The organism is Erythrobacter sp. CCH5-A1, from assembly GCF_001557115.1.
Lineage (GTDB): Bacteria > Pseudomonadota > Alphaproteobacteria > Sphingomonadales > Sphingomonadaceae > Erythrobacter.
The window spans coordinates 16,273-35,980 of sequence record NZ_LSKQ01000098.1; the positions used below are offsets into that span (position 1 = coordinate 16,273).

The 19,708-nt window shown below is 66.7% G+C and carries 22 protein-coding genes; 8 read left to right on the top strand and 14 right to left on the bottom strand.

What is annotated here, in order from left to right:
- Position 1: 1 nt before the first annotated feature.
- The gene (locus tag AX708_RS04615) at positions 2-940 is read right to left on the bottom strand and encodes a DUF808 domain-containing protein (protein ID WP_066528184.1); all 939 of its coding nucleotides are present in this window, start codon (positions 938-940) and stop codon (positions 2-4) included.
- A gap of 211 nt (positions 941-1,151) precedes the next feature.
- Between AX708_RS04615 and rpsF the strand changes: the two genes are divergently transcribed.
- The 4 genes from rpsF to AX708_RS04635 all read left to right on the top strand — a co-directional run bounded on the left by rpsF (position 1,152) and on the right by AX708_RS04635 (position 3,935).
- The gene (rpsF, locus tag AX708_RS04620; RefSeq protein WP_066528182.1) at positions 1,152-1,517 is read left to right on the top strand and encodes a 30S ribosomal protein S6; all 366 of its coding nucleotides are present in this window, start codon (positions 1,152-1,154) and stop codon (positions 1,515-1,517) included.
- A complete protein-coding gene (rpsR, locus tag AX708_RS04625; RefSeq protein ID WP_017665523.1) occupies positions 1,517-1,741 on the top strand; it encodes a 30S ribosomal protein S18 in 225 nt (74 codons plus the stop codon). The genes rpsF and rpsR overlap by 1 nt, the downstream gene beginning before the upstream one ends.
- A 14-nt stretch (positions 1,742-1,755) precedes the next feature.
- Entirely contained in the window at positions 1,756-2,361 is a 606-nt protein-coding gene (rplI, locus tag AX708_RS04630; protein ID WP_066528149.1) for a 50S ribosomal protein L9, read from the top strand.
- A 92-nt stretch (positions 2,362-2,453) separates the two neighbouring features.
- Positions 2,454-3,935, top strand: coding sequence for an AMP nucleosidase (locus AX708_RS04635; RefSeq protein WP_255357974.1), 1,482 nt, complete (start codon positions 2,454-2,456; stop codon positions 3,933-3,935).
- 41 nt (positions 3,936-3,976) lie between these two features.
- Here the strand turns inward: AX708_RS04635 and AX708_RS04640 are convergent, their stop codons facing one another.
- A complete protein-coding gene (locus AX708_RS04640; RefSeq protein WP_156443340.1) occupies positions 3,977-4,459 on the bottom strand; it encodes a hypothetical protein in 483 nt (160 codons plus the stop codon).
- 162 nt (positions 4,460-4,621) lie between these two features.
- Here AX708_RS04640 and AX708_RS04645 point away from each other — a divergent pair, with 162 nt between their 5' ends.
- Complete coding sequence (locus AX708_RS04645) at positions 4,622-5,389, top strand: SDR family NAD(P)-dependent oxidoreductase (RefSeq protein WP_066528141.1); 768 nt, start codon at positions 4,622-4,624, stop codon at positions 5,387-5,389.
- 15 nt (positions 5,390-5,404) lie between these two features.
- Here the strand turns inward: AX708_RS04645 and rimK are convergent, their stop codons facing one another.
- The 5 genes from rimK to AX708_RS04670 all read right to left on the bottom strand — a co-directional run bounded on the left by rimK (position 5,405) and on the right by AX708_RS04670 (position 10,225).
- Positions 5,405-6,307 carry a 30S ribosomal protein S6--L-glutamate ligase gene (gene rimK, locus AX708_RS04650; protein WP_066528139.1) on the bottom strand — a complete coding sequence of 301 codons (903 nt, stop codon included), beginning with the start codon at positions 6,305-6,307 and terminating at the stop codon, positions 5,405-5,407.
- Positions 6,308-6,391: 84 nt separating this feature from the next.
- The gene (locus AX708_RS04655; RefSeq protein ID WP_066528136.1) at positions 6,392-6,859 is read right to left on the bottom strand and encodes a RimK/LysX family protein; all 468 of its coding nucleotides are present in this window, start codon (positions 6,857-6,859) and stop codon (positions 6,392-6,394) included.
- Positions 6,860-6,884: 25 nt separating this feature from the next.
- Entirely contained in the window at positions 6,885-8,759 is a 1,875-nt protein-coding gene (locus AX708_RS04660) for a M2 family metallopeptidase (protein ID WP_066528134.1), read from the bottom strand.
- A 64-nt stretch (positions 8,760-8,823) separates the two neighbouring features.
- On the bottom strand, positions 8,824-9,579 hold the full coding sequence (locus AX708_RS04665; protein ID WP_066528132.1) for an alpha/beta fold hydrolase: 756 nt from the start codon (positions 9,577-9,579) through the stop codon (positions 8,824-8,826).
- Positions 9,569-10,225, bottom strand: coding sequence for a 2-hydroxychromene-2-carboxylate isomerase (locus tag AX708_RS04670; protein ID WP_066528129.1), 657 nt, complete (start codon positions 10,223-10,225; stop codon positions 9,569-9,571). Before AX708_RS04670 ends, AX708_RS04665 begins: the two co-directional genes overlap by 11 nt.
- Before the next feature lie 78 nt (positions 10,226-10,303).
- On the opposite strand from AX708_RS04670, the gene AX708_RS04675 reads away from it, so the two are divergent.
- Genes AX708_RS04675 through AX708_RS04685 form a run of 3 tightly spaced genes read left to right on the top strand, consistent with a single transcriptional unit; the run spans position 10,304 to position 13,410 of the window.
- The gene (locus AX708_RS04675; protein ID WP_066528124.1) at positions 10,304-10,753 is read left to right on the top strand and encodes a MarR family winged helix-turn-helix transcriptional regulator; all 450 of its coding nucleotides are present in this window, start codon (positions 10,304-10,306) and stop codon (positions 10,751-10,753) included.
- Positions 10,746-11,822: an HlyD family secretion protein gene (locus AX708_RS04680; RefSeq protein WP_066528122.1), complete on the top strand. Its 1,077-nt coding sequence runs from the start codon at positions 10,746-10,748 to the stop codon at positions 11,820-11,822. The genes AX708_RS04675 and AX708_RS04680 overlap by 8 nt, the downstream gene beginning before the upstream one ends.
- Position 11,823: 1 nt before the next feature.
- Positions 11,824-13,410, top strand: coding sequence for a DHA2 family efflux MFS transporter permease subunit (locus tag AX708_RS04685; protein WP_066528115.1), 1,587 nt, complete (start codon positions 11,824-11,826; stop codon positions 13,408-13,410).
- Between the two features lie 3 nt (positions 13,411-13,413).
- Here the strand turns inward: AX708_RS04685 and AX708_RS04690 are convergent, their stop codons facing one another.
- The 7 genes from AX708_RS04690 to trmD all read right to left on the bottom strand — a co-directional run.
- Positions 13,414-13,908 (bottom strand): SAM-dependent methyltransferase, encoded by a 495-nt coding sequence (locus tag AX708_RS04690; RefSeq protein ID WP_066528113.1) that lies wholly within the window; start codon positions 13,906-13,908, stop codon positions 13,414-13,416.
- A complete protein-coding gene (locus AX708_RS04695; protein WP_066528112.1) occupies positions 13,880-14,446 on the bottom strand; it encodes a hypothetical protein in 567 nt (188 codons plus the stop codon). The genes AX708_RS04690 and AX708_RS04695 overlap by 29 nt, the downstream gene beginning before the upstream one ends.
- Positions 14,443-15,048 (bottom strand): DUF2238 domain-containing protein, encoded by a 606-nt coding sequence (locus AX708_RS04700; RefSeq protein ID WP_067489614.1) that lies wholly within the window; start codon positions 15,046-15,048, stop codon positions 14,443-14,445. Before AX708_RS04700 ends, AX708_RS04695 begins: the two co-directional genes overlap by 4 nt.
- An 11-nt stretch (positions 15,049-15,059) precedes the next feature.
- Positions 15,060-16,085 carry an aspartate-semialdehyde dehydrogenase gene (locus AX708_RS04705; RefSeq protein ID WP_066528107.1) on the bottom strand — a complete coding sequence of 342 codons (1,026 nt, stop codon included), beginning with the start codon at positions 16,083-16,085 and terminating at the stop codon, positions 15,060-15,062.
- A 100-nt stretch (positions 16,086-16,185) separates the two neighbouring features.
- The gene (locus tag AX708_RS04710) at positions 16,186-18,426 is read right to left on the bottom strand and encodes a DPP IV N-terminal domain-containing protein (protein ID WP_066528100.1); all 2,241 of its coding nucleotides are present in this window, start codon (positions 18,424-18,426) and stop codon (positions 16,186-16,188) included.
- A gap of 184 nt (positions 18,427-18,610) precedes the next feature.
- Entirely contained in the window at positions 18,611-18,979 is a 369-nt protein-coding gene (rplS, locus tag AX708_RS04715; RefSeq protein WP_017665507.1) for a 50S ribosomal protein L19, read from the bottom strand.
- On the bottom strand, positions 18,976-19,708 hold a 733-nt coding region (trmD, locus tag AX708_RS04720), incomplete at its 5' end, for a tRNA (guanosine(37)-N1)-methyltransferase TrmD (RefSeq protein WP_197426005.1). The genes rplS and trmD, both read right to left, overlap by 4 nt.

The window sequence follows — 19,708 nt, forward strand, 5'->3', positions numbered from 1 at the left end:
CTTAATGCGCCTTGTCCGCGCCCACACCCAGCACTTTGTGCAGGACAAAGGCGATGATGCTGCCGAGGATCAGGCCGAAGATCGCCGACAGCGTGGTCGCGGTCAGCCACCCGAGCACGCCGCCCGCCGCCTCGTGTACCGCGTGTTCGGCACCGTGGATCGGGGCGTAGAACCAGTCGATGCCCAGCTTGTGCAAGGAATCGACCACGATATGACCGCCGACCCACAGCATCGCCGCCGTGCCGATCAGCGACAGCGCCACCAGCAGCTTGGGCACGAAACGCAGCAGGAACCGCCCGAAGGCCTGTGCGCCCGCGTTCGCCTTCTTGGTGAGGTGGAGGCCGATATCGTCGAGCTTCACGATCAGCCCGACCGCGCCATAGACCGCGACCGTCACCGCCACCGCGACCAGCGCCAGCACCGCCCCGCGCATCACGAGGGTTTCGTCGGCGACCTCGGCGAGTGCGATCGCCATGATTTCCGCCGAGAGGATGAAGTCGGTACGGATCGCCCCGCCCACGCGCTCGTTCTCGAAGGCGACGGGATCGGTGATCTCGTCCTCGAGCGTGTCGCCGTGCTTGGCGAAACCGAGCTTTTCCATCACCTTCTCCGCGCCCTCGTAGCACAGGAAGGCCCCGCCCACGATCAGCAGGTAGGTGATCGCGGCGGGCAGGAACTCGGACAGGAGCAGCGCGCCGGGGAGCAGGAAGACGAGCTTGTTCTTGAGACTGCCCTTGGTGATCTTCCAGATGATCGGCAATTCGCGCGCTGGGCTGAGGCCGGTGACATAGCTCGGCGTCACCGCCGCATCGTCGATCACCACGCCCGCGGTCTTGGTACCCGCGCGCCCCGCAGCGACCGCGACATCGTCAATCGAGGCCGACGCCGCCTTGGCGATCACCGAAATATCGTCGAGCAGCGCAACCAGTCCTGATGGCACGGACATTTCCCCCTTTTGCGATTCGTGCAATGTAACCCCGCGCCTGCCCGTCCGGTTCCCTGCGGACAAGACTTGCAATTGCCCCGCAAAGCTGTAAGGGGCCGCGCTTCGCTTGGGATGCGCCCTTGCGGAAGTCGAAGAAAGCCGGAGGGGCCCCGTCCAGACGCGGACGGATCAGCCAGCGATCGGCATGGTAGTGAAAGGACGCAAGATGGCGCTCTACGAGCACGTCTTTCTTGCGCGTCAGGATCTGAGCCAGGCTCAGGTTGACGCGCTGGCGGCGCAAGCCACCGAAATCGTCGAGGCCGGCAACGGCAAGGTCACCAAGACCGAAACCTGGGGCCTCAAGTCGCTCGCCTACAAGATCGAGCGCAACCGCAAGGCGCACTTCGTGCTGCTCAACATCGATGCCCCGGGCAATGTTGTGGCGGAACTCGAGCGCCAGACCCGCATCAACGAAGACATTATCCGCTACATGACCATCCGCGTGGAAGAGCACGAGGAAGGCCCGAGCGTGATGATGCGCAAGAACGAGCGCGAGCGTAAGCGCCGCGACGCACGTGAGGAGCGCGACTGATGGCCCGCCCGTTTTTCCGCCGCCGCAAGTCCTGCCCCTTCGCGGCCAAGGACGCCCCCAAGATCGATTACAAGGACGTGCGCCTGCTGCAGGGCTTCATGTCCGAGCGTGGCAAGATCGTGCCTTCGCGCATCACCGCCGTTTCGGCGAAGAAGCAGCGTGAACTGGCCCAGGCGATCAAGCGCGCGCGCCAGATCGGCCTGCTGCCCTTCATCGTGAAGTAAGAGGAGAAAGAGACATGGACATCATTCTCCTTGAGCGCATCGAAAAGCTCGGCTCGATCGGTGACGTCGTCACCGTGAAGGACGGCTATGCGCGCAACTTCCTGCTGCCGCAGAAGAAGGCGCTGCGCGCCAACGATGCGAACCGCAAGGTTTTCGAAGCCAACCGCGAACGCCTCGAGAAGGAAAACGCCGAGCGTCGCACCGTCGCTGAAGCCCAGGGCGAGAAGGTCGCGGGCGCCGAAGTGGTGCTGATCCGCGCCGCTTCGAACGCCGGCCAACTCTACGGTTCGGTCAGCGTGCGCGACATCGTCGCCGGGCTCGCCGATCAGGGTCACTCGGTCGACAAGCGCATGGTCATCCTCGGCGCACCGATCAAGACCATCGGTATGCATGACGTGACCATCGCCCTGCACCCCGAAGTGCGCGTGACCGTGAAGGCCAACGTCGCCCGTTCGGACGACGAAGCCAAGCTCCAGAGCGAAGGCGTCGACGTGCTCGCGCAGATGTTCGCCGACGAACAGCGCGAGATCGAGGAACAGGCCGAAGCGACCCGCATCGACACCAGCCTTGAGCCGGGCGAAATCCCGGCCGAACTGCTCGAAGGCGGCGAGGACGCGTAAGCTTCCCGGCCCATTCCGGCGCAAGATACGAGGGCGCGAAGATCACAACGATCTTCGCGCCCTTCTTGTAAACAGCGTCCGCAATCGCGAAGATGCTGCCACACAACGATAACAACAAAGGAGCAGAGACAACTGCCATGATCGACATTCCCGCCATCCTCGCCGAGCTTCAGCAGCATTACGACGACGCGGTCCGCACCTTGCGTGACGACGTCATCGCCTTCGGGCGCAATGGCACCCTGCCCGCTCCCGCCAAGCGCGCGGATGGCTCCTACGCCTATCCGCAGATCACGCTGCACTATGCCGGCGTCGGCGAGCCCAAGGATCGCAGCCGCGCTTTCGGGCGGCTCGAAGCGCCGGGCACCTATTCGACCACCGTCACCCGCCCCGATCGCTTCGCACAATATCTCACCGAGCAGCTCGAACTGATCGCCGCCGAATACGAGATCGAGGTCACCGTCAGCCGCTCGCGCCAGGAAATCCCCTTCCCCTATGTGCTCGATGGCGAGGCGGGTGCGGCGATGGTCGGCATCGCCCCACGCGAGATCGCCGCGCACTTCCCCGCCACCGACCTTGCCCTGATCGGCGACGAGCTCGCCGACGGAATCGAAGTCGACGGCGATCACGACATGCCGCTCTCGCTCTTCGACGGCCTGCGCACCGATTACTCGCTCGCGCGCCTCAAGCACTACACCGGCAGCGAGGTCAGCGACTTTCAGGACTTCGTGCTGTTCACCAACTATCACCGCTATGTCGATGAATTCGTGAACTGGGGCGCCGCGCAGATCGGCACCGACGGCTACATCGCGCTGACCGGCGCGGCCGGTCTCGACATCCGCGAGCCCACGGCCCACGCGCAGGACCAGTTGAACGACACCGCCTGGCGCAAGCACCAGATGCCCGCCTACCACCTCGTGCGCGAGGACGGGAGCGGGATCACGCTGGTCAACATCGGCGTCGGCCCATCCAATGCGAAGAACATCTGCGATCACCTGGCGGTGCTGCGCCCGCATGCGTGGATGATGATCGGCCACTGCGGCGGGCTTCGCTCGACCCAGAAGATCGGCGACTTCGTGCTCGCCCACGCCTACCTGCGTGACGATCACGTGCTCGATGCGGTGCTCCCCCCCGAAATCCCGATCCCGCCGATCGCCGAAGTCCAGCAAGCGATGGCGCTCGCGGCCGAGAAGGTCTCGGGCGTGACGGGGGCCAACCTCAAGCAACGGATGCGCACCGGGACGGTCGTCACCACCGACGACCGCAACTGGGAGCTGCGCTATTCCTCATCGGCGACGCGCTTCTCGCAGAGCCGCGCGATCGCGATCGACATGGAGAGCGCGACCATCGCCACCCAGGGCTACCGCTTCCGCGTGCCTTACGGGACGTTGCTGTGCGTCTCGGACAAGCCGCTCCACGGCGAGATCAAGCTGCCCGGGCAGGCGAACAAGTTCTACGAGGAAACCATCGCCGCGCACCTGCAGATCGGGATCGAGGCGGTGGCGCGGCTGCGCGACGAGGGTGACCGGCTGCACTCGCGGAAACTGCGCGCCTTTAACGAACCGCCGTTCCGGTGATGTGTGAAGGGCGGCGCCCCCCGCGCCGCTCTAGCGTTGCCCTAAAGGTCGTCCCGGTCGCCCGAGAGTTCGATTTCCTTGTCATCCGCCGTCTCGGCAACGATGTCGAGCATGCTCGAAAGCTCGCTCGAAGTGGCGCTGTCGAGCACCTTGATGACGAAATAGAGCACGTCGCCGCGGATCTCCCAGCTACCCAGCTTGAGCTGGCCCGAGGCCGAGAGCAGTTCGAGCGCCGCCTTGCCGCCGATCCCGTCCTTCTCGACACGGCCTGCGGGCGAGAAGACCTCGCGGATCGTGAGGCCCGAAACGGTCTGGGTCGTGCCCGAGACGAACACCAGTTGGCTGCGCCCTTCCTTCGCATAGTTGAAGGTAAGCTTGTAATCGCCATCGGCATCGACCTCGTATTTGAGGCCTTCGCGGTCGAGCCGCCTTTCAACGCTGGCATCCTCGGCAGCGGCCGGGACGGCGATGGTAGCAGTCAGGCCTGCCAGGACGGGCAGCGACAAGAGTCGGCGAATGGTCATGAAATTCCCTCCGGTAGCGACCCCTGACATCGGCATAGCCGATTCGGGTGCGATCCGGCTTGGATCAAATGGTCAAGACCGGGGGGATTGCCGAACAGGTGACGCGCCCGTTCCACTCGGCTAGCCTCGGCTGCCGACGCTGCCTGGCGAGGAGAGCCGCCCATGCCCCAACCATCCCTCTCACGCTCGATTGCCGGACGCACCGCAATCGTCACTGGCGCTGCGAGCGGGATGGGTCGGGCAACCGCACTGCTGTTCGCCGCCGAGGGCGCGCACGTCGCCGTGGTCGACCGCGACGGCGTGGCGGCGGCGGCCGTGGCAGAGCAATGCGGCGAAGCGGCGCGCGCCTATGAACTCGACGTCGCCGACGGCGAGGCGATCGCGACGACGGTCGCCCGCATTTCTGCGGATTTCGGGCGGATCGATATTCTGGTCAACAACGCGGGCGTCTCCAGCTTCTGCGGCCTCGACGATCCCGCTTACGAAGAGGTGTGGGCCCGCGCTCTCGCCATCATGCTGACCGCCCACCAGCGCATGGTGCGCGCCGCCCTTCCTTTTCTCAGGCAAAGCGATGCGCCGCGGATCGTCAACATCGCCTCGACCGAAGGCCTCGGCGCGACCCCGGGCGATACGCCCTATGTCGCCGCCAAGACCGGGGTGATCGGGCTCACGAGGGGCCTTGCGGTCGATCTCGGGCCGGAAGGGATCACGGTCAACTGCATCTGTCCGGGGCCGATCCGCACCGCAATGACGGACGCGGTGTCGGAAGAGCACAAGGCAGTCTTCGCGAAACGCCGCACGGCGCTCAGGCGCTACGGCGAACCCGAGGAAGTCGCGCACATCACCCTTTCGCTGGTGCTCCCGGCGGCAAGCTACATCACCGGGGTCGCGATTCCCGTGGACGGCGGGCTGATGGCGCGAAACGCCTGACGGGCACGCGAGCCCCTACCCCCGACCCTTGGTCTTGGTCGTGCCGCCGGCATTAGCGGCGATGAAATCGATGATCTGGCCGGCGATGTCCTTGCCCGTCGCGCTTTCGATCCCTTCGAGGCCGGGGGAGGAATTGACCTCCATGACGACGGGCCCGTGATTGCTCCGAAGCATGTCCACCCCGCACACGTTGAGCCCCATCCGCTTGGCCGCGCGCACGGCGGTCGAGCGTTCCTCGGGGGTGATCTTGATCACCTTCGCGCTGCCGCCGCGGTGGAGGTTGGAGCGGAACTCGTCCGCCGCGCCCGTGCGCTGCATCGCGGCGACCACCTTGCCGCCCACCACCAGCGCGCGGATATCGGTGCCGCCGGCTTCCTTGATGAATTCCTGCACGAGGATGTTGACGTTGGCGCCGCGGAAGGCCTCAATCACCGACTTGGCACTCGACATCGTCTCAGCGAGCACCACGCCGATCCCTTGGGTGCCCTCGATCAGCTTGATCACCACCGGCGGGCCCTTGACCGCCTTGATGATCTCCTCGGCCGCCTTGGGATCATTGGCATAAGCGGTGAGCGGCAGGCCCAATCCGTGCTTGGCGAGGATCTGGAGCGAGCGCAGCTTGTCGCGGCTGCGCCCGATCGCGACACTCTCGTTCAGCGACCAGATGCCCGCCATCTCGAACTGCCGCAGGATCGCAAGGCCATAGTTGGTGATCGAGGCGCCGATACGCGGGATCACCGCGTCATAGGCGGCAATGGGCGCGCCGTTAAAGAACACCTGCGGGCGGTGGCTGGCGATATGCACGGTGCAGCGCAGGGTGTTGAGGATGTCGAGCGTATGCCCCCGCGCCTCGGCGGCCTCCTTCAGCCTCCGGTGCGAGTAGAGGTTGGCGTTGCGCGCCAGCATCGCGATTTTCATGAAGACCCTTTCAAGACCGGCGCATTAACTCGTTGTGTTGTCGCATCTTCCGGTCACCGGGCGGGAGCCCGGCTGGAAAACGCCCTACCGGCGGGAGCGCCCCATATGCCCTATCGCAGGTGATTGCAGCCACGAATGACCACTATCCACCACCATGCGCCGCCGCAGGGCGGTGCGCCCGATCAGCATCGGGAACTGCATCTGGGATCTGTCCGCCAGGCTGATTTCCGCCCGGAAGGTGAGATTACCGATGGAGAGCGGCGTCTTTATGACAAAGCGGCTCTGCTGGTCGCCGTTGGAGGACGTGATGCCGCGCACGTCGACATGGATCGCCTCGCAGAAATGCCGCGTCCCGTCCCAGTCGACCGCGAAGCGCACGAAGCGCTCGCCCTCGCGCACGAAGTCCTCGAGCACATGGGCATGGAGCGAGGAGGTGCGTGCGCCGGTATCGATCTTGGCGGGGATGCCGGCAAGGCCGAGTTCGGGGAGGCTCGCCAGCTCGCGCCAGCCCACCACCAGGGGAGTGCGATCCCCGGCTCCGCCCCGACCCATGCCCCGGCGCCCCCGCCCGCCGTGCTTACCAGCCGGCCTTCTCGCCCTTGTTCTGCTCGTCGAGCCACTTCTTCAATGGCGCGAAATATTCGAGCATCGGCTTGGCGCTCATCTCGCGGGTGCCGGTGAAGGCCTCTAGCGCATCGGGCCAGGGCTTCGACGCGCCCAGCTCGAGCATTGCGCCGAGCTTCGCGCCCACCTCCTTGTTGCCGTAGAACGAGCAGCGGTGGAGCGGCCCCTTCCACCCCGCCTGATCGCAGGCGGCCTTGTAGAACTGGAACTGGAGGATCCGCGCGAGGAAGTAGCGCGCATAGGGCGTGTTGCCGGGGATGTGATACTTGCCGCCCGGATCGAAGGCATCGGCAGGGCGATCGACCGGGGGGACGATCCCCTGATACTGGCGCTTCAGATCTACCCAGGCCTTGTTGTATCCGGCAGGGGCAATGCTGCCGTCGAACACCCCCCAGCGCCACTTGTCGACCAGGAGGCCGAAGGGCAGGAAGGCGACCTTGTCCATCGCCTGACGCAGCAAGAGGCCGGTGTCCTTGTCGGCGCTGGGAACGTTCTTGCGATCGAGCAGCCCGATCTGCACCAGATATTCCGGCGTGATCGACAGCGCGACGAAATCGCCGATCGCCTCGTGGAAGCCGTCATTCGCGCCATTAAGATAGAGGAACGGCTGCTCCTTGTAGGCGCGCTGGTAGTAGTTGTGGCCGAGCTCGTGGTGGATCACGACGAAATCGTCGCCATTCACCTTGATGCACATCTTGATGCGGATGTCGTCCTTGCTGTCGATGTCCCAGGCGCTGGCGTGGCACACCACTTCGCGGTCGGCGGGCTTCACGAACTGGCTGCGCTGATAGAATGTCTCGGGCAGCGGCGCGAAGCCCAGCGAGGAATAGAAGCCCTCGCCGATCTTCACCATGTCGATCGGGCCCTTGTTCTGCGCGACCAGCAGCTCGCCGATGTCGTAGCCGACATCGCCCGATCCCGGCGGCGCGACAAGCGGGTAGATGTTGCCCCATTCCTGCGCCCACATGTTGCCGAGCAGATCCGCGCGGATCGGGCCGGTGCGCGGCTGGACGGCATCGCCGTACTTCTCGTTCAGCTTGCGCCGCACATAGGTGTGGAGCGCGATGTAGAGCGGCTTGGTCTCTGCCCACAGCCGCTCGGTCATGGCGGTGAACTCTTGCGGGGTCATGTCGTAGCCCGAACGCCACATCGCGCCGACATTGTCGAAGCCCAGCTCGCGCGCGCCTTCGTTGGCGATGCCGACCATGCGGGCGTAATCGTCCTTCATCGGCGCGCCGACATTGTCGTGCCAGCTCGTCCACATTTCCTTGAGCTCGTCCGGGGTGCGCTCCGGGTTGCCCATCTCGGCCTCGATGTCGCTGCCGTTGATCGGCTTGCCATTGAGGGTGCCCTTGCCCTTGCCGTACTGGCTGTTGAGGCGGGTCGCGATCTCGTTCAATTCGGTCGCCGCGCCCGGCGTGGTGGGCGCCGGCAGGACGAGGCCGTTGCGCATGATGTCGAGCTTGCGCTTCAGCTCGGCCGAGATGCCGGGCACCGCGGCATATTGCGCGGAAAGCAGCGCATATTGCACGCTCTTCTCGGTGCCGACCGCGTTGATCCGCGCGGCCATCGCGTCGGTATCGTCGGTGATATAGGTGTTGTTGACCCAGTTCACCTGGTTCGCCTCGAGCGCGTAGTCGAACAGGTCCTTTTCCGCCGCGGCGACGAATTGCGCGGCGCCCTCGGCCGTCAGCGGGAAAGGCACTTCGGGGCCGGTCCTGGCAGCGGGCGCGGTCTCGGGCGCGGCGCTTTCGGCGAGTGCGGGCGCGGCGATGGCGATGGCAAGCGCGGCAGCCGCGCCCTTGAGCAGGGGGAAGGCAGATTTCATTGCGAGGGGGTTCCCGTCCGTCATGTGACAATGACGACAGGTTTGAACCCGCTTGGCTGCGGAATCAAGCCGCGAGAAAGCCCGCAATCGCCGAGCCGAGCTCCGGCTTCGTCACGCTGCCCATGTGGGTGCCGGGCACTTCGGTGTAGCGCGCGTCGGGCAGCAGCGCGGCGAGATCTTCGGCCGAGCCGTTGTCGCGGTCCTCGTCGCCGCAGATGACGGCGGTCGGCATGGTGATGTTCGCAAGGCGCGCGAGGTCGAAATCGTCCATCGCATCCAGCAACAGCCGCGCGGCGATGCGGTCGACCCCTTGCGACTTGAGGAAGGTGCGCGCGGCATAGGCCGGATCGCCGGGGCGGATGGTGTCGAACTCGTCGATCACGCGCTTGAAGAAATCCGCCCGCCGCGCCCATCCGGCGAGCCCCTCCATGCCCATCCCACAGATGGCGAGGCGCTGCGGTTCGAGCACGCCGTGGGCCACGGTGTGGACGGCCGTGCGCGCGCCGAGGGAAAAGCCGACGAGGTCGAATGCCCCCGGTTCCAGCGCGAAGTGTTCGGCCAGCGCCGCCACATCACGCACCAGCACGCCGGTGGGATAGGCGGAAGCCTCAAGCGGGGCATCGCTCTCACCATGGACGCGAAAGTCGAGCATGATCGCCCGGAACCCTGCTGCTGCGAGCCGCTCGGCATGGCCCCACTTGATCCAGTTCATCTGCGCGGAGGAAAACAGCCCGTGGAGCAGCACCACGGGGCGACCGTCACCGACGGTGTGGACCGCAAGCTCGGTGCCATCGAAGCTTGCGAAGCGCTCAGGCGCCACGGCGCGCGAGCCCCTTCTGCTCCATCCGCCACTGCGCCATAGCGATGCGGTCCTGCCCGAAAAAGGGCTCGCCCTCGAACACCAGCGTAGGCACGCCCCAGTGGCCTGCCGCCTCGAGCGCGGCCTGGTTGGCCGCGATCTCCGTATCGAGCGCCGCCGCATCACCCGCCGCCTCGGCCTCAAGCGCGGCGAAATCGAGCCCGGCGCGGGCGGCCGCTTCGGCGAGGTGATCGCCCTCATGCCAGTCATCCACCGTGCCCGACCAGATCACCGTCGCCACCTCGTGCGCGAAGGCGAGGCCCCGCCCCGCGCGCTCGGCCGCCTGCCCCATGCGGCACAGGCGGTGGATATGCGGCTGCTCCGCCGCGATCTCGCGGGTGGCGAGGTTCTGCACCACCGGATCTGGGCGCGGCCAGCGATAGGGGATGCCCAGCATCTGCGCCGAGCGGGCGGCGTCGATGAAGATGTAGCGCCCGACATTGGGGCTTCCGGTGAACAGGATCGAGGGATCGCGGATCGCGATCGGCAGCACCGTGCGCAGGGCGATGGCGAGGTCGTATTCCTCAGCCAGCGCGCGATAGCGCCCGACGGCGAGGTAGGAATAGGGCGAGCGAAAGCTGAAGAACAGATCGGTGTGGAGCGTCATGCCCGCCCTGCTAGCGCGCTTCGCGGGCGGGGGCCAGTGTGCTTGAAGATGATAAGCCCACTTATTATAAGCCCGCGCATGAGCATCGAGACCGGCTACCGACTCGCCGACAATTCGCGCCAGCTGCGCCGCCTGTTCGACGAGCGGGTGCGCGGCCTCGGCCTCACCGGGCCGCAGGCGCGGCTGCTGCTCTCGCTCGAGCGCCATCCGGACCAGAACCAGGCCTTCTATGCCGAACGGCTGGAGATCGAGCCGATCACCCTCACCCGCATCGCCGACCGGCTGGAGGATGCCGGCTGGATCGAGCGCCAGGCCGACCCCAGGGATCGCCGCGCGCGCATCCTTCACCTGACCGACAAGAGCCGCGGTATCGTGACCCGCCTGCGCGCCAGCGCCGAGGCCTTGTTCGAGGAGGTACTCGAAGGCTTCGAACCCGCCGAGCGCGCGCTGTTCGCCGCGATGCTCGACCGCATCGCCGCCAATCTCGCGGCTGCCCGCCAGCCCCAACCCGAGGCGCTCCATGGCTGAGGCCGATCCCGCCCGCGCGCCCGAGGCGGCGAGCGCCACGCCGCTCGCAGAAGCCAAGCCGCGCCGCCCGTGGCGCCGCTGGGCGCTGATGCTGATCGTCCCGCTCGCCCTTGCCCTTGGGGCGTGGCTCTACTGGCAGAGCCTTGCCGGCAAGGTTGCGACAGACAATGCCTATATCAAGCAGGACATGGTCTCGGTCAGCGCCGAAGTGGGCGGGCCGATCACCGAAGTGCTGGTCAAGGACGGGGACGAGGTGCAGGCGGGCCAGCTGCTGTTCCGGATCGATCCCGAACCCTTCCGGCTCCAGATCGCCGAGGCCAATGCCGCGATTGCGGGCGCGCAGGTCAATGTCATCGCTTTGAGGAACGACGCCGACCTCACCGGCACCGACATCGCCGCCGCCCGCAGCGACGTGGGCTTTGCCGAAGCGCGGTTCGAACGGGTGCGGGCACTGCGCGAGAAGGGCTTCTCGACCAAGGCCGATTACGAGGCCGCCGAACAGGCCGTGGTGCAGGCGCGCGAGCGGGTGCGTCAGGCTGAGGACCGCCAGCGCGAGGCCCGCGCGCGGCTCGCGAGCGGCCCGGCCGTGCCCGGCGTGAATCCCGAGGTCGCCGCTGCCGAGGCGCGGCGCGCCAACGCCCAGCTTTCGCTCCGCCGAACCGAAGTGCGCGCGCCGGTCGCCGGGCGCATCGCTCAGGCGGACCGGTTGCAGATCGGCCAGCAGGCCGTCCCCAACCTGCCGGTGCTGACGCTGGTGCGGTCGGGATCGACCTATGTCGAGGCGAACTTCAAGGAGACCGACCTTGCCGGCATGGCTGTCGGCCAGCGCGCCGAAATCCGCTTCGATGCCTATCCCGATCTGGTGCTCAAGGGCCGCGTCGCCAGCATCGGCGCGGGCACGGGGGCGGAATTCTCGGTGCTCCCGGCGCAGAACGCGACCGGCAACTGGGTCAAGGTCACCCAGCGCGTGCCGGTGCGAATCGCGCTCGAGGGCACAAGCCCGCGCCGGTTGATCGCCGGGCTCTCGACCGAGGTCACGGTCTACACCGACGAGGGCAAGAAGCCCTGACATGGCCAGCGCCGCCGCGCCTGCCGCAGGATCGCTGCCCGCCCCGCCCGCTGCGCCGCGGCCCGATATCGCCGAGCTCGAAAGCGGCAACTATCCGCTGATGATCGTCGGCGTGATGGCGGCCTCGTTGCTCCAGATCCTCGACACCACAATCGCCAATGTGGCCCTGCCCCACATGCAATCCTCACTGGGGGCGACGGTCGACACGGTTACCTGGGTGCTGACGAGCTACATCATCGCCTCGGCCGTCGCGCTGCCGCTCACGGGCTGGCTCGCCGACCGGATCGGAGCGCGGCTGCTGTTCATCGGCTCGGTCGCGGGATTCATCCTCGCCTCGATGCTGTGTGGGATCGCGCAGAACCTCGAGGAGATGGTCGCCTTCCGCGCATTGCAGGGCGTGGCGGGGGCCTTCATCGCCCCGCTCTCGCAATCCTTCATGCTCGACGCCACCCGCCCCTCGCGCCACCCGCAGATCATGGCGGTGTGGGGGATGGGGATCATGATCGGCCCGATCCTCGGCCCCATCCTCGGCGGCTGGCTGACCGAGACCGCGAACTGGCGCTGGGTGTTCTTCGTGAACCTGCCGGTGGGTCTTGCCTCGCTGGCGATCCTGATCGCCTACTTGCCCAAGCGACCCAAGCGCGAGCGGCGCTTCGACCTTGCGGGCTTCATGCTGCTCGCGGTCGCGCTCGCCGCGTTCCAGCTGCTGCTCGACCGGGGGCAGCAGGAGGACTGGCTGGCCTCGGGAGAAATCTGGATCTACCTGCTGCTCACCCTCTCGGCGACGTGGATGGTGGTGATCCACTTCGCCACCGCCAAGGCTCCGATGTTCGAGCGCAAGCTCTTCGCCGACCGCAACTTCGCGATCGCGCTCGCCTTCATGATCGTGATCGGGATCGTGATGTTCGCGGTGATGGCGCTGCTGCCGCCGATGCTGCAGAACCTGTTCGGCTACGGCGTGATCGACACCGGGATCGTGCTGATGCCGCGCGGGGTGGGCATTCTGGTGTCGATGCAGATATCGGGCCTGCTGATGCGCCGCGGGGTCGATGCGCGCCCCGTTGTGGCGAGCGGCTTCCTGATCTGCGCTGTCTCGCTGTGGCAGATGGCGCACTGGTCGCTCGAGGTCGATGCCATGCACGTGATCGTCAGCGGGCTCCTGCAGGGTCTCGGGATGGGCCTCGTCTTCATCCCCTTGCAGGTGAGCGCCTTTGCGACGCTCAGCCCCGCCCTGCGCACCGACGGCTCGAGCCTCCTGAACCTGTTCCGCTCATTGGGCGCCTCGGCGGGGATCGCGTGGATGACGGTGCTGCTCGCGCGCAACATTCAGGCCAGCCACGCCGACCTCGGCGCCAACATCACGGCGGCGACCGGGAGCCTTGTCGACTTCTCGGCCACCGAGCGCTTCCAGGTGCTGGGCGATACGGCGATGACCCTGATGGACGCCGAGGTGAACCGCCAGGCGGCGATGATCGCGTATGTCGACGATTTCTGGCTGATGATGTGGATCACGCTTGCCGCCGCGCCGCTCGCGCTGCTGATGAGGAAGAACGCGCGGCCCGCAGGACGGGTGGCGCTGTCGGAGTAGCGCCTACCAGTAATCCGCCATGATCGCCCCCGCCCACTCGGGCTCGCGCACGTGCCCGCGCGGCGCGAAGCCATGCATCACCGGCTTGATGTCGAGCACCGGCGTCCCGTCGACCGCATCGAGCCCGCGCACGGTGAGCCGCGTGCCTTCCACGGCGACGATCTCGCACGTCGTCAGGCCGAGCCGGTTGGGGCGGTTCTTGCCGCGCTGGGCGAAGATGCCGACGAGCGGCCAGTCGGTGCGGCCGCGCGGATGGCGCGCGCCGGTCTCGATCTTGTCGTCAGGCACGCGGTCGAACAGGAAGATCACCTCGGCATGGCTGAAGGCGTCGAGGCCGGCGAGTGCCTCGGGGCCGAAGCGCACCGGGTCGAGCGCGATCACCGCCTCGACGCTGCCCCAGTCGTCGTCGACCACCTCGGCCCGCCCGCCGCGGACATGGCCGATCGGGTGAAGGGTGAAGCTGTCCGCCTCAACGGAAGAAGCACTGGGTTCCGGCATGAAGCATCTCTACCTTGTCGCCCGCGATAAAGCCGCCGAGCGTCTCGCCGAGCGTGAATTCCTCGCCCAATGTGCTGCCCTCCACCTTGGCAAAGCCCGGCGCGGCCTCGACCGCGGCGCGCGGGCCTCCAAGTTGGACCGTCCCTGCAAGGCTGATCGTGCCGCTCGCCGCCGTGTCGCCATCCTGCGGCAGGTGCCAGTTCCAGCCCACGAGCTTGCCCTCCTGGAAATGCGCAGTGAGCCCGCCAGCATAGTCGGTGAAGGCCATCTTCCCCGCCCCGCATTCGGGGTTCTCGCCGCCGCGCAGCTTGGGGCCCAATGCCTTGGCGAGCGCGGCTTCGACCTCGCTCTGCCCGGCGGCGAAGAAGAAGCTCTCGGGGCCTGCGCTGAGGCCGTCACCCCGCAGTTCGACCACGTTGGCGGCGACCGGCGCCTGCGCCGCCTCGCCCGTCGCCGCCGCATCGGGCGCGGCGCCGGTGTCGCATCCTGCCAGTGCCAGCGCGCCGGCAAGCGCGAGGAAAATCGGTCCCTTGTTCATTGCGAATTTCCTTTCCACCAGCGCGCACCCGCTACCCAAGGAGCGACCAGCACAGCACTGAGGCCTGCTAACGCCATATCCTTCTGCGCGTCAAACATGTCGCCCTGCTCGCCGTTGTAAGCTCCCGCATCCTCCGGTGCGAGCGCGAGCGTCAGGCTCCATTCGAAGATCTCGTAAAGCCCGCCCACGGCGAGCACGAAGAGAAGCGCGAAGACCAGCGCCATGCGCGGCGACAGCCCCCAATAGCGCACGCCGCCCTCGACCATCGGGGCCATCGCCAGCGCGCCGAAGGCGAAGTGGACGAGGCGATCGAAATGGTTGCGCTCGCTCGCCAGCGCCGGAAGCCAAGTATCATAGGGCACGAAGCTGTAGGACCACCTCGCCGCCAATAGGTGCAGCAACACGAAAGCGGCGATGCAGGCGGCCGAGGCATTGCTGATCGGCGCGCGGCTGAGGGCCCGCCATGCGAAGGGCAGGCCCACCGCGACAGGGCCGACCTGAAGCCAGGTGTTCGAAGGATAAAGCGCGCCCCAGGCACTCAGCGGAATGCCAAGTGCCACCGCTGCCAGCATCCAGCCTTGCGCCTTCGGCAGTGGCGGCATGGGCGCCCGGCTCAGCCCTTCTTAAGGTGGCGGCGTCCGAGCAATTCGGCGATCTGCACCGCGTTCAGCGCAGCGCCCTTCCTCAGGTTGTCCGAGACCACCCACATGGTGAGGCCGTTCTCCACGGTCGGGTCCTCGCGCACGCGGCTGACGAAGGTCGCGGCATCGCCCACGCATTCGATCGGGGTGATGTAGCCGCCATCCTCGCGCTTGTCGATCAGCATGACGCCCGGCGCCTCGCGCAGGATGTCCATCGCTTGTTCGGCGCTGAGTTCGTTCTCGAACTCGATGTTCACCGCTTCCGAGTGGCCGACGAACACCGGCACGCGCACGCAGGTGGCGTTGAGCTTGATCCGGGGGTCGAGAATCTTCTTGGTCTCGACCACCATCTTCCATTCTTCCTTGGTCGAACCGTCGTCGAGAAAGGTATCGATGTGGGGGATGACGTTGAAGGCGATCTGCTTGGTGAACTTGGCCGGTTCGACCGGATCGCCCACGAAAATGGCGCGGCTCTGCTGGAACAGCTCGTCCATTCCCGCCTTGCCAGCGCCGGAAACCGACTGGTAAGTCGATACCACCACGCGCTTGATTGTCGCAGCGTCATGTAGCGGCTTCAGCGCCACCACCAGCTGCGCGGTCGAGCAGTTGGGGTTGGCAATGATGTTGCGCGCGGTGTAGCCGTCGATCGCGTCGGGGTTCACTTCCGGCACCACCAGCGGCACATCGGGGTCCATGCGGTAGAGCGACGAGTTGTCGATCACGATGCACCCGGCGGCGGCCGCCTTGGGGGCATATTCCTTGGCCGGGCCGCTCCCGGCGGCAAACAGCGCGATGTCCCAGCCGGCAAAGTCGAAATGCTCGATGTTCTTGCACTTGAGCATCTTGCCGGTGTCGCCGAATTCGACTTCGGTGCCGACCGACCGCGACGAGGCGACCGCGGCGACCTCGTCGCACGGAAACTCGCGCTCGGCGAGGACCTGCATCATCTCGCGCCCGACATTGCCGGTCGCGCCGACCACTGCCACCCGGTAACCCACTTGGCATTCTCCTGTGTTTTCGCAGGCGCGAGATAGCGTGCGCTGGCCCGAGCGCAACATCATTCGTCTTTGCGCAGACCTATACTTACTTCGGCCCGATCTACTTCGGCGACGTCACCCCGTGGCTCTCGAGAAAGCGGAAGATGCCGTTCCACACGTGCGGACCGATCTTCGGGCCCGAGACGCGGTGGGTGTAACCGGGGTAGAGCATCATCTCGAAGGGCGTGTTGCTTTCCTGCAGGACGCTGATGAGTTCGGACGAATTCTCGAAGATCACGTTGTCGTCGGCCATGCCGTGGATCAGCAGCATGGGATCGGCGATCTTCGTGGCATCGGGAACGGCGCTCGCCTTGGCGTAGGCCTCGGGCACTTCGCGCGGATCGCCCATGTAGCGTTCGGTGTAGTGGGTGTCATAAAGCTCCCACCGCGTCACCGGCGCGCCCGCGATGCCGGCGGCATAGAGCCCCGGGTCCGCCTCGAGCATCTTCAGCGTCATATAGCCGCCGTAGGACCAGCCATAGGTGGCGATCTTGGCGGGATCGACATAGTCGAGGCTCTTCAGGAACAGCGCGCCCGCCTTCTGGTCGCGCACCTCGGCCCCGCCCATCGCGCGGTAGAGCGGCTGTTCGAAATCGACCCCGCGATTGGCCGAGCCGCGATTGTCGAGCTCGAAGAAGATATAGCCCTTGTCGACAATCGCCTGCGCGAGCGCGCCGTTCCAGCCCTTGGTCACCGTCTGCGGACCCGGCCCGCCATAGTGCTGGAAGAACACCGGGTAGCGCTTACCCGGCTCCATCTTCGGGCGGAGCATCATCCAGTGGAGCGGCGTGCCGTCTTCGGCGGCGATGGTGCCGAATTCGGGGGTGACATGGCTTTCGAGGAAGGGCGCATAGGGATGATCGCCCTCGACGCGGTTCTCCTCGATCCAGGCGACGCGCTTGCCATCGGGCGTGGCGAGGTAGGACTGCGGCGGCTGGTTCGGGCTGGAGCGCGAGACGTAGAGCAGCCGCCCCGCCCCGTCCATGCTCGCCCCGTTGGTGAAGGCGGGATCGGTAAGGAGTTCGGGCTCGGCCGTCCCGTCGAGCCGCGCGCGATAAATCTGCTGGGTGAGGACGTCGGTGGTCGCCTGATAGGTGAAGGTGCCCGCCGCCTCGTCCACGCCAACCAAAGACGTCGTGGGCGAGGCCCCTTGGGTGAGCTGCGTCCACTGGCCGTCCGCATAGCGGTAGAAATGCCCGTAACCGTCGCGCTCCGACCACCACAGCAGGCTGCCGTCCTTGAGGAAGCGGTAATTGTCCGAGAGGTTCACCCAGTAATCGGGCCGCGCGGCCTTTTCGGTGAACCAGATCTGCGCGGCGCCGGTTGCGGGATCGACCTTGAGCACGTCGATCCGGGTCTGCGCACGGTCCTGCCGCTGGACATAGATCGCCGAGGCATCGGGCGCCCAGTCGACGCGGGCCACATAGATATCGGCGTTGAGCCCAAGATCGACCTTGACGCTGCCCGAGCCATCGGGGCTCATCACGAACAGTTCGACCACCGCGTTGTCGGTGCCCGCCGCAGGATAGCGCTGGTCGAAGACCTTGGTGCCCTTGGCCCCGATCGCCGCGCGGGTGACGACGCCGACGCTCGCCTCGTCGGTGCGCTGGACGACGATGCGGCTGTCGTCGGGGCTCCACCAATAGCCTTGCAGCCGCGCCATTTCCTCCTGCGCGACGAATTCGGCCTCGCCCCAGCGGATGGTCTCGGCCTCGCCCGCCGGGGTGATCGGCTGCGCCTCGCCGCCGACCGGGCCGACCCACAGCCGCCGGTCGCGCACGAAACTGACATTGGCGCCCTTGGGCGAGAGGCCGGGGTTGAGTTCGGTCCCCTCGGTATCGGTCAGGCGGGTGACGGTGCCGTCGAGCTTCGCCAGGAACAGGTCGCCGTCCAAGGGCACCAGCACGCCCGCCCCGTCGCTCGCCCACTGGTAGGCGATGATGCCCTTGAGGCTGCCGACCCGCGCGCGCTCGCGCTGCATCTTCTCGTCTTCCGAAAGCTCGCGGCCCGAACCGAGCTTTTCCGAATCCACCAGCATCCGCCATTCGCGGGTCTCGATATCGTAGCCCCACAGGTCATAGCGGTCACGGTCGTCGGCGCGGTTCCTGAGCAGCGTGAGGAAGCGCCCGTCGGGCGAGAGCTTCACCTGGCGCGGCGCGGGGCCGTCGAGGCCGGGCGAAGCGAAGACGCGTTCGAAGGTCAGCGCGGGGGCAGCTTCAGCCATTGTCGGCGTCTCCGCCAGCACCGGCGTGGTCAGACAGGTCGAAAGGGAAAGGGCAACCGCAGCAAGAACCGAACGCATCCAAAGCTCACCTCGTCGTTGCGAGCCGCCAAAGGCGGCGCGGCAACCCATGCACCGATGCCCGGCCATGGATTGCTTCGTCGCTGACGCTCCTCGCAATGACGAGGATCGTTGGCAAGGGGCGGAATCGAAAAGGGCGGCCCCTCGCGGGACCGCCCATGGTGTTTCGCTGGCCGATAGAGCCTTACGCCTTGGGCGCGGAGGCCTTGCGCTCGACGATACGCGCGCTCTTGCCGGTGCGGCCGCGCAGGTAATAGAGCTTGGCACGGCGCACCACGCCGCGGCGGACCACGGTGATGCTCTCGACGATCGGCGAGTAGAGCGGGAAGACGCGCTCGACGCCCTCGCCGAAGCTCATCTTGCGCACGGTGAAGTTCGAACCCATGCCGCGGTTCGAGCGGGCGATCACGACGCCTTCATAGGCCTGGATACGCTCGCGGTTGCCTTCCTTCACCTTCACGCCGACGCGAACGGTGTCGCCTGCGCGGAATTCGGGGATGTCCTTGCCGGACTTGGCGATTTCTTCGGCTTCAATCTGCTGGATCAGGTTCACTGGTCCGATTCCTTGGTTTTGCGCCGCGCGCCAGAGGCAGACTGGACCCGAGCGCCCTCATGGCGCTCCCACAAGTCCGGCCTGCGTGACCGTGTGTCGTTCTCGCTTTGCAGCTTGCGCCACGCCGCGATCTTCGCATGATCCCCCGATCGCAGCACTTCGGGGATCGTGCGCCCTTCCCATTCAACAGGTCGGGTATAGTGCGGGTATTCGAGGAGGCCGTTTTCGTACGACTCCTCCTCCCCGCTGGAGGTCGCGCCCATTACGCCGGGAATGAGGCGAATGCAAGCGTCAAGGAGGGTCAGCGCCGCCATCTCGCCGCCCGAGAGGACGATGTCGGCGAGGGAGACCTGCTCGATGTGGGGGCGAGCCTCGAACAGGCGTTCATCAAAGCCTTCGAAGCGCCCGCACAGGATGATGACGCCGGGGCCTGTCGCGAGTTCGCGGATGCGCGCCTGGGTGATGGGTTTCCCGCGCGGCGTCATGGCGAGGACGGGGCGTCCGGCGGCCGGAGCGCTGTCGAGCGCCCGCGCCAGCACATCGCACTTCAAGACCATCCCCGCCCCGCCGCCCGCCGGCGTATCATCGACGGTGCGGTGCTTGTCGGTGGCAAAGTCGCGGATCTGCACCGTCTCGCAGGCCCACTTTCCCTCGGCGAGCGCGCGCCCCGCGATCGAGTGCCCGAGCGGCCCGGGGAACATCTCCGGGTAGAGCGTGAGGATGGTGGCG

What these genes read in the sequence shown, in the direction of transcription:
- AX708_RS04660 (WP_066528134.1), bottom strand. Translation starts at nt 8,759, where the DNA reads ATGAAATCTGCCTTCCCCCTGCTCAAGGGCGCGGCTGCCGCGCTTGCC.
- AX708_RS04695 (WP_066528112.1), bottom strand. Translation starts at nt 14,446, where the DNA reads ATGAACAAGGGACCGATTTTCCTCGCGCTTGCCGGCGCGCTGGCACTG.
- AX708_RS04685 (WP_066528115.1), top strand. Translation starts at nt 11,824, where the DNA reads ATGGCCAGCGCCGCCGCGCCTGCCGCAGGATCGCTGCCCGCCCCGCCC.
- AX708_RS04640 (WP_156443340.1), bottom strand. Translation starts at nt 4,459, where the DNA reads ATGACCATTCGCCGACTCTTGTCGCTGCCCGTCCTGGCAGGCCTGACT.
- rimK (WP_066528139.1), bottom strand. Translation starts at nt 6,307, where the DNA reads ATGAAAATCGCGATGCTGGCGCGCAACGCCAACCTCTACTCGCACCGG.
- AX708_RS04645 (WP_066528141.1), top strand. Translation starts at nt 4,622, where the DNA reads ATGCCCCAACCATCCCTCTCACGCTCGATTGCCGGACGCACCGCAATC.
- AX708_RS04690 (WP_066528113.1), bottom strand. Translation starts at nt 13,908, where the DNA reads ATGCCGGAACCCAGTGCTTCTTCCGTTGAGGCGGACAGCTTCACCCTT.
- AX708_RS04635 (WP_255357974.1), top strand. Translation starts at nt 2,454, where the DNA reads ATGCTGCCACACAACGATAACAACAAAGGAGCAGAGACAACTGCCATG.
- rplI (WP_066528149.1), top strand. Translation starts at nt 1,756, where the DNA reads ATGGACATCATTCTCCTTGAGCGCATCGAAAAGCTCGGCTCGATCGGT.
- AX708_RS04655 (WP_066528136.1), bottom strand. Translation starts at nt 6,859, where the DNA reads ATGGGTCGGGGCGGAGCCGGGGATCGCACTCCCCTGGTGGTGGGCTGG.
- AX708_RS04670 (WP_066528129.1), bottom strand. Translation starts at nt 10,225, where the DNA reads ATGACGCTCCACACCGATCTGTTCTTCAGCTTTCGCTCGCCCTATTCC.
- rpsF (WP_066528182.1), top strand. Translation starts at nt 1,152, where the DNA reads ATGGCGCTCTACGAGCACGTCTTTCTTGCGCGTCAGGATCTGAGCCAG.
- AX708_RS04675 (WP_066528124.1), top strand. Translation starts at nt 10,304, where the DNA reads ATGAGCATCGAGACCGGCTACCGACTCGCCGACAATTCGCGCCAGCTG.
- AX708_RS04710 (WP_066528100.1), bottom strand. Translation starts at nt 18,426, where the DNA reads ATGCGTTCGGTTCTTGCTGCGGTTGCCCTTTCCCTTTCGACCTGTCTG.
- AX708_RS04700 (WP_067489614.1), bottom strand. Translation starts at nt 15,048, where the DNA reads ATGCCGCCACTGCCGAAGGCGCAAGGCTGGATGCTGGCAGCGGTGGCA.
- rpsR (WP_017665523.1), top strand. Translation starts at nt 1,517, where the DNA reads ATGGCCCGCCCGTTTTTCCGCCGCCGCAAGTCCTGCCCCTTCGCGGCC.
- AX708_RS04680 (WP_066528122.1), top strand. Translation starts at nt 10,746, where the DNA reads ATGGCTGAGGCCGATCCCGCCCGCGCGCCCGAGGCGGCGAGCGCCACG.